Genomic DNA, 13,397 nt, shown 5'->3' on the forward strand with positions numbered 1-13,397 from the left:
GGTATCTAGTTCCCAGTTCAAACCTCGGAACACAGATAGTTTTAGGTTGCATTTTAAAGAGGAATCTCGAAAGTGGTTTGAATTATTTATTGGGGAAGATAATGATTAAAATATCAGCAAAAATCGTTCGTGGTAAAAACAAAGGTGAAGAACTAACACCACACCTACACAAGAACGGAAAATATGTTGCCAGTGAAACTAGATTTAAAAGAGACTATATTGAGGTGGATAATATAAGCGATCTGCCCAAGCTTATTAAAGATGGCTACAAAATCAGAATGAGTTCAGCGTCCGGATCTGCACCGAGCCTAATTTCACCATCATCAATTACAATCAAGTCATAGGGAAACAAATCCAACGGATTTCCACCGGTCTGAACACAGCTCCAGCTAAGATACAGCGTGCTCAGATGCCAACATCGAACAAGGCGACGAATTCTACCTCAATGAATTTGGTGAAAAACGCGAACCGACTGATTAAGAGAATGGTGAATAATGGAAAAACGATGGTGGCAAATTGAAGGATTTGATGGAACCAAATCAATTTTTAAAATTCGTGTTCCTGTCCACCTTCTTGGCGAAAAACAAGCTGAAGAAGTTTTGCGAAGACTGGTTAGCCAGCACCTTTCTAAAGACGAAATAATCGGAGCTAGCTTGAATCGAAAAGACAAACGCAGCACCCTGTTGGATGTGAAGCGAACTTCACTTCCATTTGTATTGTCGTGCGGAGAAAACCCTTTTTATGTTGCCCGAATTGAAACTGAATAACAACGCGAACGAACGCACCATTTTGCCTCCCACGAGACTGCTGCATATACCCCGTCTCACGCCCTAAAAATCCACAATGTCAAACACCTTTACCGCCCCAGCAGGTCATCTCTCCTGCCTGTTACGATGAAGAGCATCTTACGCCCGTTTGGCATGTGTTGGATAAATTTGCGCCAATCCCCCTTTTCCATTGCCCCACACACCAACCAGCGCTAAACCCTCCCCATGACAGATATCTCAGATGCCCTTAGCCGCCTTGACGCGCTTGAAATGCGGATCGCCTATCAGGACGAGACGATTGAAGAGCTGAACACGACAGTGACCCAGCAATGGAAGCTGATTGAAAAGCTCAAGCGCGAGATAGAGCGCGTTGAAGAGAGCGTGGCCTCCAATGCAGACACACCAGCAGCCCACAAGCCACCGCCCCATTATTAGCGCGCATTCATCCCTTTAGGGCCGCACTCAAAAGGCAAACACAGTCCCCACCGACGGATTTACCTCCCCTTGTGCGTATAACCTCCATAGAACAACAAAACGGAGGTTCTCATGTCTACCAAGCTAATTAAAACTATGGCCATCACAGGCGCGTTGAGCATGGCAATGGCAGTTCCCGCTCTGGCTGCTCCGGCGCATGTTCAAAAAACACCGGAAAAAGTGGTGGTGGTGCACCAAACACCTGCAAAGCAAAAAGTCGTCAAGCATGTGCAAGTGACACACAACTCCCACGCAAAAAATACACGCGGCAAGACAACTCACGCGCACAACGCACGCGGCAAGACTGTGTACGTCTCACAAGCGCACAATGCGCCCCGCTATGACTCCCGCCATGCGCCACAGCGTGTTGTCGTCACAAAAACAGTGGTGAGACATGATCCGCTCATCAACCATGTTGTCAAAACGGCCACACGTGAAATCGTTCGCGAAATCATTCGCCACTAATTATAAATCAGATTGCGTCTAGGGCGGGCTCATCCCCGCCCTTTTTGCTGCGCTGTTGAACATTTTTCTCATTGGGTTTAAATCTGAAGCCAGCTTAAAAAAATTGTCGGCGGATCGGAAAACCTCAATGGAGATAACAGACTTTAATTCATTGCTGGATGCTGGTCATTTCGAAGATGATAACGCTCCCAATTCCCCAAGCGGCGATGAACTCTCACAATTACTCAGCCCGATGACGGGGCAAGAGTTTGCCAATTCCTATTTTGCCAAAAAATCCTTTAATGTGGGCGGAACCTCCAATAAATTTGAACATATTTTCAGCTGGGAAAAACTCAGTCACGCCCTCGCCAGAGGTGAGGAAATCCAAGACCCGCGCTTTAATCTTATGGCCTCTTTTGCTGGCGGCGAAAAAGACGGCAGCCGCAAGCCCATGTTTCAGGTTTATATCAAGCAAGTGGGTGAGCTTTTAAATGCAGGTGCCACAATCTGCATCACCAATATCCATATGGCAGATCCTGCCTTGGCGCGGTGGGCGCAGGCCATTCGCAGCCAGCTTAATTTCACAGGCACAGTCGGCGTCAATTGCTATATCTCTCCCGATGGTGCCGGCTTGCCCATGCATTATGACAAACGCATCGCCACCACTTTGCAAATCGCAGGTAAAAAGCGCTGGATATATTCCACCACACCCGCCCAAGCATGGCCCGATAATAACGCCGTCTTCAAAGATGGCCGCGTTGAACCCGCCAATATAGATACAGGCACCCCGCCCGATGGTTTAGAATTTGAAGAAGTCGAACTCAATCCAGGTGATTTGCTTTGTTTGCCAGCAGGTGCTTGGCATGCCGCCAAAGGCATTGGGTTTTCTTTGGCGCTGAATTTATATTTCGCGCCGCGTAATTTTTCCGATCAGCTCGCACCTCTATTTTTAGAGCATTTATCACACGACGAAAACTGGCGCGGCGGTCCCCCTGTCACGCTCGATAATATCACCGGCGAGACACCCGAAAACATCAAATCCTATCTGCATGACCGTTTAGATGAATTCCATAAAAAAGCGCAAAGCTTTATCGACCAAACCGACACCATCAACACAGCTTGGTTGGAGTCTCTAACCCAAAACCCATATACGGGATGGCAGCCAGATCCCGATATGCCATTGCGCCCACTCAGCCCAGAAAACAGATTTCGCGTTGTCGGCAAATCGCTCCGCTTTATCCAAACAGCTGATCAACTGGCCGTGCCTTGCGATAATGGAATTTTGAATTTCCCAAAAAACGCCACGCCTATCCTAAAAAAAATGGCGTCCCATTCGGGAAGTTTTTCTGTTCCAGATGTGATATCATGGAATACAGCGCCCAATGCTCCCACGATTCCAGAGATTGGCGCACACTTGCAAACACTCTATAAAAACAGGGTGTTAGAAATCATATAGGCTGCTATCGCAACGCATAATTCGATACAATGCTTGGTGCAGCCCCTCTTTCATCAAGGCGCACTTATGCTCGCTCGACTGAATTTTAGACAACACGAAAATACTATATATACGCAGCTCATATTTGAGAGTATATGGCGTTTTAATGCCAGTCTTTCCTTGCATGGAAACACCCCATTTTACCCCTCCATTCACTCATCTCAAAGCACCCTCTCATGAGCAGCAATAGCATCCAAAAAGCCAATATCTCGCTTCGCAATTTTACAAGAGCCGACATTGCACAAGTCTATGCGCTCAACACCAAAATTTATGACGAACAATATTGTTTTTCCAAAGAAAACTTAGCTGCTCAGCTCAAAAACTTCCCTGAAGGACAATTTGTTGTCCTCGATGGCGATAAGATTATCGGCCATTGCGCAACATGTATTGTCAGCGAAGACTTGGCGCTCAAAGATCACACTTATGACGAGATAACTGGCGGCGGATTTGGCTCGCGTCACAATCCAGAAGGTGAATTTCTTTATGGAATGGAGGTCACGGTCGACCCTGATTTTCGTGGTATGCGAATTGGACAGCGCCTCTATGATGCCCGCAAACAATTATGCACCCAACTTGGCCTAAAAGGTATCTGCTTTGGTGGCCGTATGCCCAATTATGCCAAGCGACGCAAACAAGCCAAAACCCCAGAAAAATACGTCGAAATGGTGCTTGATAAGCAGATTAAAGACAATGTCATTGGCTTCCAAATCAGAAACAATTTCAAATTCATCAAAGTCTTGCGAAACTATTCCCCGCTAGATCTAGAATCAGGTGGAAATGCCTGTCTCATGCTCTGGGAAAACCCGCTTTATGATGAAACCCAACCGCGCACATCCCTATCGCCCAATTTGAACATTTCAAATGTGCGTGTGTGTTCCGTTCAATTCCAGATGCGCAAAGTCAATTCCTTTGAAGAATTCATGGGACAAGTGGAATATTTTGTCGATGTCGCCTCTGATTATCGCTCCGATTTCGTCTGCTTTCCCGAATTTCTGACCATGCCGCTGATTTCATTGAGCAAAGACCAGACATCCAGCAGCGAAAACATAGAATACCTCACCACACTCACCGACGCATTTGTCGAAGCCATGAGCGAAATGGCGATCTCCTACAATATCAATATTATCGGCGGCACCCATCCCACACGCGTGGAATCGGGCGAAATATATAATATGGCTTTTGTCTTCCTGCGTGATGGCTCAATCCACACACAGCCTAAAATCCATATCACCCCGTCCGAACAATATTGGTGTAATATTCATGGCGGCAACTCACTCGCAGCGATAGAAACAGACTGCGGCACAATCGGCGTCAACGTTTGCTATGACTCTGAATTTCCAGAACTTGCCCGAAATCTCACAGATCAAGGCATCAATATTTTATTCGTGCCCTTCAGTACAGATGACCGCCAAGGCTATAATCGTGTGCGCTATTGTTCAGCAGCGCGCGCGATTGAAAACCAAATTTATGTCGTCATGGCCGGCACTGTCGGCAATATGCCCAATGTTAAAAATATGGACATCAACTACGCCGAGTCCTGCATACTCACGCCGTGTGATTTCCCCTTCGCCCGTGATGGCATCGCCGCAACATCGGCCCCAAATACAGAAATGGTCGTGATGTCAGACCTCAACATCGAAACCCTCATCGCATCGCGCAAATCCGGCACAGTGCAAAACCTAAAAGACCGCCGCCTCGACCTCTACCAAATCAAATGGAAAAGATAACCAGCTAAAGAGTGCACAAAAGCTATCAAATTCTCGGCTCTATCTGTCATCCCAGCCGCCCCGATTTCGCGAGGATAAACTCCAGCTAGGATCCACCCATAAGCATGAGTGAACGCCGAAAAGTAGATCCCAAATCAAGTTTGGGATGACATATTGATTGGCTCAGACATTCCCCCGCGAACTAGGCGGAGCGTTCGAATATTTTAAGTTGCACTTTGAGTTTAAAGCGCGAAGATGGGTACTATTTTGCTGGGGCACTCATTTATGAAAAAAATTCGTATACGAGAGTTTGAAAGATACATATTTAGAAATCCGACCTCTGATTTGCACATGCTCCGGCAAATAGAAATCGAAATGACGCGACATCAATGTGATGGCACTCTAGAAATGAGTACAAAGGCCACCCAGCTAAGAACAAACCAATTAAAGCAATATCGTGAAAATCGTGCAGCAGCGCTATTCACATATGGAATGTCTATTGTTCAAGGTCATGATATTTTTTATGCTCCAGTTGAAGACCAAGACTTTGATTTTATTACCACGTGGACAAATCAAGACACTCAGCATTACTGTACTGTTCAACTAAAAGAGTTAGTCCCTGAATCTTTAAATCCCAATTCGACGATTGAAGAACTTCTCGAAAAACTCGGGAAATATGGCGATTCACGAGACCTCACCATTGCGATCCAAATAAACAGGGCTGGAAATTGGAATCCTAACTCATTGAAACTAAGCCGAAAGCTTCCACTTAACGGTATCTGGTTTTTCCATGCCAGCGCTGAAGATCAGAGTAAATTCATCATTTGGGGAGATTGGTTGAACGATGAACCATGCGTTGGATTAGAGTTCGATTATCCCAAACCATTAGGCATTCTCTTTTAACGCCTTCTAGACTTACCCGTTTCTCCAATTTACCCAGCCCATAAGGTGCAAAGAATGCACTCCACAGCTATTCACACACCACGCGTTCAAAACTCACAATGTCAAACATCTTCATCGCCCCAGCATGTCTATTTCATGCCTGTTGCGATGAAGAGCATCATATGTCTTGTATTGTGAGTGTGGGATAAGTTTGCTGTGCGGCGCACCTAACAGCGAGAAGACACGCCCGATAAGCAGTTAAGCTGCCCCTGCGGCGACCTCTTCAACCTTTTCAAATGTCTCAACCAGCTTATCATACCCGCCAACATAGCGACCATCGAGCCAGATTTGCGGTGTCGTAATCGGGGTTTTCCCGCCAACATTTTGTTTGGCGCGCGTGATCATTTCATAAAGCGCTGCGGGATTTTCCACCACATCATGATAAATGTATTGAATGCCTTGGGCGTCCAAAAATTCCTTTGCCTTCGTGCAGTAGCCGCAGTTTTTCTTGCCAAAAACATGATTACCTTCAATCGGATAGCGGTCCACATGGTCCACCATCACAGCCGCTGCTAATGTGCCGCGATTAATCGCAACACCTTGGGAAATCACCTTGCCATTGAGCAACACAGCCGGCGCATGACGCGCCCCCTTTAAAATGGCTTCCGGCAGATGTGTCAGCCAATCTTTATATTCCACCTCAACATGCGTTCCGCTCAGCTCATCTTCTAGCGTTGTCTCGATGATATCCTTGGTCAATGTGCATTCACCACATGGAATATTGACCTTAAACGGTCCAAACGCACCGCCCCAGCGATAGACGAGCAGCTTTGAGGGCTGTTTGCTATATGTGGTTGGCATTTTAGCAAACTTGCTCATTTCAGTGCTCCATTTCGCATATTTTGCTTATCGTAAAATTCAATAAGCCATACATAATAGGCACGCTCACAAGCATCAAATCAAGCACAATCACACCTTTGCGAGCTTGCCCTAGCGGCAAGTCCGCAATGGATAAACCAAGTCTGCTACATCCCTTTCAGGGTCTCAGAATGCAATTCTTCTTTTTCGGCTGCTGCTTTGCGTTCTGAATACCGACTGACAAGATAATCTTTATTATCACGGGTTAGCAGCGTGAATTTCACCAACTCTTCAAGCACATCAACAATGCGCTCATAGAAAGAGGAATCTTTGATACGCCCCTCTTCGTCAAATTCAGTATAGGCGCGCGCCACCGAGGATTGATTAGGGATAACCAGCATCCGCATCCACCGTCCCAGCACACGCAATTGATTGACCGTGTTAAACGATTGAGACCCGCCTTCAACCTGCATCACAGCTAGTGTTTTGCCGTGTGTGGGCCGCACAGCTCCCATAGAAAGCGGTATCCAGTCTATCTGTGTTTTCATCACACCAGACATCGCACCATGACGTTCTGGCGAACACCAAACCTGCCCTTCAGACCATTGGACAAGGTCGAGCAATTCTTTCACCTTGGGATGATTAGCGTCCGCACCCTCATCATCCACGAGCGGCAGACCTTTAGGATTAAAAATCTTCGTTTCCGCACCAAAGCGCTCAAGCAATTGCGCACTTTCTTCCACCACGCGGCGACTGTAGGATTGCTCCCGCAATGCCCCGTATAGCAAAAGTATGCGCAGTGTATGTGTGGAAGGCTGTGCCACTTTCAGTTTTTCCAAAGTCGGCACATCCACAACTTTTTCAACTAGGTTTTTCATTTTAATCCATCAAAGCATTATCCGTATTGGTAACACATAATGCTTGGCGTTTAATGAAACCAGACCTTAGCCGCGATTATCCACATCAAAACACCGACACCAAAATCAAGATAGCGCCAAGAAATTGGTTTGACGAAAAGCGGCGTCAATAAACGTGCGCCATATCCAAAAGAGAAAAAGAAGAAAAACGACGACATAATCGCCCCAATCGTGAAAGATAATTTATCTTCAGATTGCGATGCCAATGATCCCATCAACATAACAGTTTCCAGATACACATGCGGGTTCAGCCATGTCAGAGCAATCGCCGTCAAAACAGTTGGCAAAAGCAAAGTCGGTGTCTTCTCTGACAAATCCATTCCATCAGAGCCCTGCCAGGCTGAGTGAAATTTCATGCTGCCATACACAATTAAGAACCCAACTCCGACATATCGAAATATTTCCACAATATTTGGAGACTGTTTCACCAATAACCCGAAACCAACAGCACCGGCAATCAACAAAATAGCATCAGAGATGGCACAGACAAGCACCACTGGAAGCACATGTTCGCGGCGCATACCTTGACGCAGAATGAACGCATTTTGCGCGCCCAATCCAATAATCAAACTCAAACTTAAAGAAAACCCAGTCAGCATTGCACTCATAATCGGCACCTCCGAGGGTTTGACTAAGCGCGTTTTTCAAATTAATAAAACTCATAAATTTAATCTTAGATGAAAATAATTCAGGCATGATATCCACCAAAGCCGCCCGCGCTGTTGCTGCTGTTATCCAGACTGGTAGCTTTGAAATTGCCGCCACCCAATTGGGCCTCACGCCATCCGCAGTCTCCCATCGCGTCAAGCTGCTGGAAGACCAACTTGGCACCATTCTCATCCGCCGATCATCCCCCTGCACAGCCACACCTGCAGGCGAAAAAGTACATGTATATCTGCAGACTATCGCCCTTTTAGAGCGCGAACTCACCCGCGATCTTGGCATTCATTCCACCGACCGCGTCACTGTCCGCATCGCTGTAAATGCTGATAGTTTAGGCACGTGGTTCATGTCTGCTTTGGCTCAAAATAGCGACGAATTTCTCTTTGATGTTATCATCGAAGATCAAGAAGTTACCAGTGAACTCCTCAAAAGCGGCGAGGTTGTCGGCGCGCTTGGCATGAAGGAACACACGATTGCCGGATGCGATGAGCTATACCTTGGGAATATGCCTTATGTGCCCTGCGCCAGCCCTGCATTCATTGCCAAGCATTTCCCTCACGGCGTATCCAAATCCAGCCTGTTATCCGCGCCCAGTTTGCGGTTTTCTCCTCATGATCATTTGCAAGATAAATGGGTTGCGCAATATATCGAAAAGAATATCCGCCTCCCCATTCACAAACTTCCAAGCTTTAGCGTCTTCATTGATGGATGCCTAACCGGACTGGGCTGGGGCATGCTCCCCAAAGAAACAGTCGCCCCTTATCTTGCCGATAAACGTCTTGCCCTCCTGCGCGAGAACGCAGAATTGGATACACAGCTTGTATGGCGTTGGTTACGCTCGGCAAGCAAAGCCTTAGCACCGCTAAACCAGGCCATTCGTTCCAGCGCGAAACAAACTCTCAAACCAAATAATTAAGCAAAATCAATTACTTTTAAATAAAATTTATTTTCTGCGACGGATTCTCAGCGCCTCCCTCGTTTGACTTATATCAGGCACCCCAAGGAGGCTTTCATGTCTTTGAAGTCTATAAAATCACTCATTGTCGCAAGCGCGATCAGCATGGCATTCACTGCGCCTGCTATAGCAGACACCGCGATTAATATTGTTGTAAACACGCCAACAGCTATGACTTCATCGCCTGTGAAAATAAAAAATTCACACCGCCATGTCGTCTCCCAAGGTCAACACACCCACGTGAAAAAAATGGTTATTATTCCAGCCCAAGCAATCATCGTAACCAAAGTTGTGCCGCAAAAAACGAGCATCAAAAAAGAGGTTATCCGCGATAACAAACCGGTCACTTACAGCCCCAAGGAATACACGCACTTAGCTGTTCATCAGCATTAGTGCATTCTAATTTCTAGCGGTTTTGTCCCCCATGGTTCCGCTAGAGACCCCGCACCCAGATATTGCTTCCTCCCTATAAACCAATATCTGGGTTGCAAACTTTCCACGCAGTTTCAATTGCCCCATGTGAACTGTATGGATTTAAAAAAGCGGCATGCACTTAATAACCCCCGTTCAAGTGCATGCCGCTTATTTTTTCTTTAAAAACAATCTATTCCGGCAAGCGGACAGTCATTTCTATTTCAATCTGAAGCCCCGCGCCCGCCAATGCCGACACACCCACACCCGTCAAGCTAGGCGCAGCCCCATCAAACCATTCCACCACTATAGGAAACGCCGCCTCCAAACGTTCCGGCGTTAAATCCGTCATATATACGCGCACCATCGCCAAATCTTGCGTGCTTGCCCCAATAGCTTCCAGCGCTGTTTTCGCATTTGCACACACCAGCCGCGTCTGCTCCTCAAGGCTATCTGGCGGGGTGGCACCATCCGCGCGCCACGCCACTTGCCCAGAAATAAAAGCCAATCTTCCCGGCTCCACAGTTGTGATTTGAGAATACCCCATCTGCCCAGCATCAGGCATAGACGCAGGGTTCAAACGCTGAAGTGTTTGTGCCATCTTTTAAATTACCATATAGAGTTAAAAATCATCCGTAGTAATATTCACTACATTTGTAGAGGTTTTATGTCAAGATCAAAGCCAGACCGTCGCCTACTCATATTGCAAACAGCGGTTAAACTATTGTCCGATAAAGGAATTATCGGCCTAACCCATCGTGCAATCGATGCGGAAGCGAGCATCCCGCAAGGCTCGACGACCTATTATTATCCAAAGAAAAACGACCTCTTACGCGCCGCCGCAGAGCACCTCGCACAAGAGCTTGAGAAGGACTGCGACGCTCTGCAAATCAGCTTTGCCGATCTTGCTGCACGCAATGGCATAGACGCCGCCATAGATCATGTCGCCAAACAATTAATCACCACAGTCGATGAAGCGCGGGACCTATTTTTAGCCCGCATAGAACTCACCCTAATCGCCTCCCGCGATCAAGAGCTGACAGACATCGCAACCCGCCTTTCAAAAGCAGGGCGTCGTCCCATAGAGTTCTTCATTGGTTTAATCACCAATTCAACCGATACCACAGCGATCAACACATGCGTCGGCCTATTAGATGGCATCACCCTCGCCTACACCACCGGCCACACCGGCACCACACCCACCACAGACCAAATCGTCAGCGTGATAAAGACGATTGTGACGTGATGGGTTGGGGTACTTTCTGTCTGACCTTAATTGCCAAATTTTCTAAACTTGAATGATTTTTAGCTATGCCAAAACACGAAGAAAAATCGTCAAAAACTTTAAACGAAGCAAAAAATTTGGTCATCGAACTTGAAAATGAACTTAAGCACGCAAGGGCTAGCTGGAGCGTGTTCACGACAGGAAATGGGCTACACCGACAATCACTTCGCGAGCTAATAAATTTAAGCGATGAACGTCACACCTTCGATCACATAATACGATCATCCGCTACTATGACGGTGTTATCACTTTGTCGTTTGACCGACTTTGACAAACCAAACCGTCTAACTTTAAGCAAACTAAAATCATTAATTAATCCAGCTCAATATATTGAAATATATGCCGAAAACGCTTCCTCTTGGCACTCTGAACATTTGGAATACAGAAAAATAGAACGAAAAGCAGTAATCGAACACATCCCTATACTGCATTCCCAAGTTTCAAAATTTCTAAAGTCCACACAACTAAACAATATGCGTAAACTCAGAGATGAAGCATTAGCTCATAGACTAGACCTACAATCACTTCGCCCAACCTACGATGACATTGAACTAGTTTTCAAAGACGCCCATAATATAGTCAGTCTTTCAAGTCGACTAATCAATGGAAAAAGTTGGGACCCTAAAGACTATATTGAAATTGAAGAGCTAAAAGCCAACGATTTTTGGGACCGTTTCGAAGATGGCATGAAACTTAAGTACGCTAGTGAGAATCCAAAATCCCCTCAATAGCCTCCACAATCGCGCGCATTTTTGTGTCGTTTAGGCCGTCTGCTTGGGGAGGTGCAAAGCGGTGATTGTCATTGTCATAATACCTGCCAGACATATTGCTAAATTCTTCGCTTAAGGCTGCGCGCACCAATATATCAGCCCCAATGCTGAGGTCATTACCGGCAACGCCAAAGCCCTCTTTGACCATTTTACTTGCCAATAAAGACCCCGGATTTACCGCACTAAAAACAACGCCGCTTGCGCCATAACGAGATGCAAATTCACGTGTCCACATCGTAATCGCCAGCTTGCTCTGCGCATAGGCTGCCATATCATCCAGCTGCTCTTTGCCCTGCAATGCCGCAATGCTCACGGGTGCTTGCGCCGCAGATGATAAATTCACCACGCGCCCATCTAAAGGTATTATTGGCAATAATCTTTGTGTCAGCAAATATGGCGCAATCGTATTGACCATAAAACGCACATCAAACCCATCCTCTGTACGCGTGTGAGCCGTTTTCAACACACCGGCATTATTGATCAGCACATCCAATTGCCTAAAGTCTGCTGCGATTTCATCGGCCATTCGGCGTACATCTGCCAGCCTAGAAAGATCCGCCACATAGCGCGAAATCTCACCGCCGCCATTCATGGCACGCAGCGTCTTTTCAACGGCATCCAGCTTATCAGGGCTGCGCCCATGCAGCACCACATTATGGCCCTGCTCCACGAGCAATTTTGCCGTTTCCAGACCAATCCCGTCAGTCGCACCAGTGATCAAAATTGTTTTGCTCATAATCATTATCTATCTCGCTGAAGGAACGAGTTTATCTTGTACTTCCATGACCAACTCCATAGAACGCAGCCTTGCCGCAGGATCATAAAAGGCGGAGGTAATAATAATCTCATCTGGATTTAACCTGTCCATAAATGGCTGCAATTCCTCGATGATTTGTTCTTTCGTGCCAACGGCTGTTGCAGCCAGCATGGTATCAATATGGTTTTGAACATGAGCTGGTAATTCAAGGTTTTCCACCGGCTTTGGAAACAGACCACGTTGGCCTGTCACCATGCGCGCAAATGCTTGCTGCAAAGATGAGAAATGGTAATTTGCCTCTTCCTGCGTATCAGCAGCAAACACATTGCAAGCAAACATGAAATGCGGTTTGTTCAAATATTTCGACGGGGTAAAAGCTTGCCTGTAAAAATCGGCCGCCTGCACTAATTGTTGAGGCGCAAAATGCGAGGCAAATGCATATGGCAAACCCATCTCTGCCGCCATCTGCGCACCAAACATGCTCGAGCCTAAAATCCATATAGGCACATTCGTTCCCTCACCCGGAACAGCAACAATTTTAGCGCTTTCATCTCGCTGCCCTAAATATCCAATTAGCTCACTCACATCACCAGGAAAGTTATCACCTGCATGTTTATTGCGGCGCATGGCCCGCATCGTGTCTTGATCCCCACCCGGCGCTCTTCCTAGGCCAAGATCAATGCGATTGGGGTGCAGAGTCGCCAGCGTTCCAAATTGCTCAGCTACAGCTAAAGGCGAATGATTGGGCAGCATAATACCGCCAGCGCCAAGGCGTATATTCTTGGTTTTGCTTGCAATATGAGAAATCAAAACAGCCGTCGCAGAGCTAGCAATACCTCGCATATTGTGATGCTCTGCATACCATATACGTTCATATCCCAATGCTTCAGCTTTTTGCGCCAGTTCGACAGAATCGTTGAAAGTCTGGGCTGCATCTCCACCCTCGACAATGTGTGCAAGGTCCAGAATTGAAATCGGAATCATGAAGAAGCTCCAGGGTATTAATTAGCTAT

The 13,397-nt window shown here is 46.7% G+C and carries 17 protein-coding genes; 11 read left to right on the top strand and 6 right to left on the bottom strand.

Translation table 11 applies throughout. The features are described from left to right. The first annotated feature begins 101 nt into the window (after nt 1-101). From HBAL_RS11450 to HBAL_RS11485, 7 genes are all read left to right on the top strand, one after another. Nucleotides 102-344: a hypothetical protein gene (locus HBAL_RS11450; RefSeq protein ID WP_015828103.1), complete on the top strand. Its 243-nt coding sequence runs from the start codon at nt 102-104 to the stop codon at nt 342-344. A gap of 150 nt (nt 345-494) precedes the next feature. Next, nucleotides 495-767 (top strand): hypothetical protein, encoded by a 273-nt coding sequence (locus HBAL_RS11455; RefSeq protein WP_015828104.1) that lies wholly within the window; start codon nt 495-497, stop codon nt 765-767. Nucleotides 768-992: 225 nt separating this feature from the next. Next, nucleotides 993-1,202 (top strand): SlyX family protein, encoded by a 210-nt coding sequence (locus HBAL_RS11460; protein ID WP_015828105.1) that lies wholly within the window; start codon nt 993-995, stop codon nt 1,200-1,202. A gap of 111 nt (nt 1,203-1,313) precedes the next feature. After that, on the top strand, nt 1,314-1,706 hold the full coding sequence (locus HBAL_RS11465) for a hypothetical protein (protein ID WP_015828106.1): 393 nt from the start codon (nt 1,314-1,316) through the stop codon (nt 1,704-1,706). A gap of 127 nt (nt 1,707-1,833) precedes the next feature. Next, entirely contained in the window at nt 1,834-3,141 is a 1,308-nt protein-coding gene (locus tag HBAL_RS11470) for a JmjC domain-containing protein (RefSeq protein WP_015828107.1), read from the top strand. Nucleotides 3,142-3,356: 215 nt separating this feature from the next. Beyond that, nucleotides 3,357-4,907: a bifunctional GNAT family N-acetyltransferase/carbon-nitrogen hydrolase family protein gene (locus HBAL_RS11480; protein ID WP_015828108.1), complete on the top strand. Its 1,551-nt coding sequence runs from the start codon at nt 3,357-3,359 to the stop codon at nt 4,905-4,907. A gap of 264 nt (nt 4,908-5,171) precedes the next feature. Beyond that, entirely contained in the window at nt 5,172-5,789 is a 618-nt protein-coding gene (locus HBAL_RS11485) for a hypothetical protein (protein WP_015828109.1), read from the top strand. Between the two features lie 237 nt (nt 5,790-6,026). Here the strand turns inward: HBAL_RS11485 and HBAL_RS11490 are convergent, their stop codons facing one another. The 3 genes from HBAL_RS11490 to HBAL_RS11500 all read right to left on the bottom strand — a co-directional run bounded on the left by HBAL_RS11490 (nt 6,027) and on the right by HBAL_RS11500 (nt 8,151). Next, entirely contained in the window at nt 6,027-6,647 is a 621-nt protein-coding gene (locus HBAL_RS11490; protein WP_015828110.1) for a glutaredoxin domain-containing protein, read from the bottom strand. Between the two features lie 146 nt (nt 6,648-6,793). Continuing rightward, on the bottom strand, nt 6,794-7,504 hold the full coding sequence (arsH, locus tag HBAL_RS11495) for an arsenical resistance protein ArsH (RefSeq protein ID WP_015828111.1): 711 nt from the start codon (nt 7,502-7,504) through the stop codon (nt 6,794-6,796). 50 nt (nt 7,505-7,554) lie between these two features. Then, nucleotides 7,555-8,151: a LysE/ArgO family amino acid transporter gene (locus HBAL_RS11500; RefSeq protein WP_015828112.1), complete on the bottom strand. Its 597-nt coding sequence runs from the start codon at nt 8,149-8,151 to the stop codon at nt 7,555-7,557. 86 nt (nt 8,152-8,237) lie between these two features. On the opposite strand from HBAL_RS11500, the gene HBAL_RS11505 reads away from it, so the two are divergent. Together HBAL_RS11505 and HBAL_RS11510 are read left to right on the top strand one after the other, a co-directional pair. Then, nucleotides 8,238-9,122 (top strand): LysR family transcriptional regulator ArgP, encoded by an 885-nt coding sequence (locus HBAL_RS11505; protein ID WP_015828113.1) that lies wholly within the window; start codon nt 8,238-8,240, stop codon nt 9,120-9,122. A 96-nt stretch (nt 9,123-9,218) separates the two neighbouring features. Beyond that, nucleotides 9,219-9,554 (top strand): hypothetical protein, encoded by a 336-nt coding sequence (locus tag HBAL_RS11510; RefSeq protein WP_015828114.1) that lies wholly within the window; start codon nt 9,219-9,221, stop codon nt 9,552-9,554. Between the two features lie 211 nt (nt 9,555-9,765). Here the strand turns inward: HBAL_RS11510 and HBAL_RS11515 are convergent, their stop codons facing one another. Next, nucleotides 9,766-10,173, bottom strand: a complete 408-nt coding sequence (locus HBAL_RS11515) for a RidA family protein (RefSeq protein ID WP_015828115.1) — start codon at nt 10,171-10,173, stop codon at nt 9,766-9,768. 66 nt (nt 10,174-10,239) lie between these two features. Between HBAL_RS11515 and HBAL_RS11520 the strand changes: the two genes are divergently transcribed. Together HBAL_RS11520 and HBAL_RS11525 are read left to right on the top strand one after the other, a co-directional pair. After that, entirely contained in the window at nt 10,240-10,818 is a 579-nt protein-coding gene (locus HBAL_RS11520; RefSeq protein WP_015828116.1) for a TetR/AcrR family transcriptional regulator, read from the top strand. A 65-nt stretch (nt 10,819-10,883) separates the two neighbouring features. Further along, nucleotides 10,884-11,588, top strand: coding sequence for an AbiU2 domain-containing protein (locus tag HBAL_RS11525; RefSeq protein WP_015828117.1), 705 nt, complete (start codon nt 10,884-10,886; stop codon nt 11,586-11,588). On the opposite strand, the gene HBAL_RS11530 is transcribed toward HBAL_RS11525, so the two are convergent. Both HBAL_RS11530 and HBAL_RS11535 read right to left on the bottom strand, forming a co-directional pair. Beyond that, entirely contained in the window at nt 11,560-12,363 is an 804-nt protein-coding gene (locus HBAL_RS11530) for an SDR family NAD(P)-dependent oxidoreductase (RefSeq protein WP_041302267.1), read from the bottom strand. The genes HBAL_RS11525 and HBAL_RS11530 overlap by 29 nt on opposite strands. Nucleotides 12,364-12,372: 9 nt before the next feature. Next, nucleotides 12,373-13,368, bottom strand: coding sequence for an LLM class flavin-dependent oxidoreductase (locus HBAL_RS11535; RefSeq protein ID WP_015828119.1), 996 nt, complete (start codon nt 13,366-13,368; stop codon nt 12,373-12,375). Nucleotides 13,369-13,397: the final 29 nt, after the last annotated feature.

This window comes from Hirschia baltica ATCC 49814 (genome assembly GCF_000023785.1).
In the GTDB taxonomy this organism is placed as follows: domain Bacteria; phylum Pseudomonadota; class Alphaproteobacteria; order Caulobacterales; family Hyphomonadaceae; genus Hirschia; species Hirschia baltica.

Excerpts from the sequence above, each read along its gene's own strand:
- HBAL_RS11450 (WP_015828103.1), top strand. The coding sequence starts at position 102 with ATGATTAAAATATCAGCAAAAATCGTTCGTGGTAAAAACAAAGGTGAA.
- HBAL_RS11455 (WP_015828104.1), top strand. The coding sequence starts at position 495 with ATGGAAAAACGATGGTGGCAAATTGAAGGATTTGATGGAACCAAATCA.
- HBAL_RS11460 (WP_015828105.1), top strand. The coding sequence starts at position 993 with ATGACAGATATCTCAGATGCCCTTAGCCGCCTTGACGCGCTTGAAATG.
- HBAL_RS11465 (WP_015828106.1), top strand. The coding sequence starts at position 1,314 with ATGTCTACCAAGCTAATTAAAACTATGGCCATCACAGGCGCGTTGAGC.
- HBAL_RS11470 (WP_015828107.1), top strand. The coding sequence starts at position 1,834 with ATGGAGATAACAGACTTTAATTCATTGCTGGATGCTGGTCATTTCGAA.
- HBAL_RS11480 (WP_015828108.1), top strand. The coding sequence starts at position 3,357 with ATGAGCAGCAATAGCATCCAAAAAGCCAATATCTCGCTTCGCAATTTT.
- HBAL_RS11485 (WP_015828109.1), top strand. The coding sequence starts at position 5,172 with ATGAAAAAAATTCGTATACGAGAGTTTGAAAGATACATATTTAGAAAT.
- HBAL_RS11490 (WP_015828110.1), bottom strand. The coding sequence starts at position 6,647 with ATGAGCAAGTTTGCTAAAATGCCAACCACATATAGCAAACAGCCCTCA.
- arsH (WP_015828111.1), bottom strand. The coding sequence starts at position 7,504 with ATGAAAAACCTAGTTGAAAAAGTTGTGGATGTGCCGACTTTGGAAAAA.
- HBAL_RS11500 (WP_015828112.1), bottom strand. The coding sequence starts at position 8,151 with ATGAGTGCAATGCTGACTGGGTTTTCTTTAAGTTTGAGTTTGATTATT.
- HBAL_RS11505 (WP_015828113.1), top strand. The coding sequence starts at position 8,238 with ATGATATCCACCAAAGCCGCCCGCGCTGTTGCTGCTGTTATCCAGACT.
- HBAL_RS11510 (WP_015828114.1), top strand. The coding sequence starts at position 9,219 with ATGTCTTTGAAGTCTATAAAATCACTCATTGTCGCAAGCGCGATCAGC.
- HBAL_RS11515 (WP_015828115.1), bottom strand. The coding sequence starts at position 10,173 with ATGGCACAAACACTTCAGCGTTTGAACCCTGCGTCTATGCCTGATGCT.
- HBAL_RS11520 (WP_015828116.1), top strand. The coding sequence starts at position 10,240 with ATGTCAAGATCAAAGCCAGACCGTCGCCTACTCATATTGCAAACAGCG.
- HBAL_RS11525 (WP_015828117.1), top strand. The coding sequence starts at position 10,884 with ATGCCAAAACACGAAGAAAAATCGTCAAAAACTTTAAACGAAGCAAAA.
- HBAL_RS11530 (WP_041302267.1), bottom strand. The coding sequence starts at position 12,363 with ATGAGCAAAACAATTTTGATCACTGGTGCGACTGACGGGATTGGTCTG.
- HBAL_RS11535 (WP_015828119.1), bottom strand. The coding sequence starts at position 13,368 with ATGATTCCGATTTCAATTCTGGACCTTGCACACATTGTCGAGGGTGGA.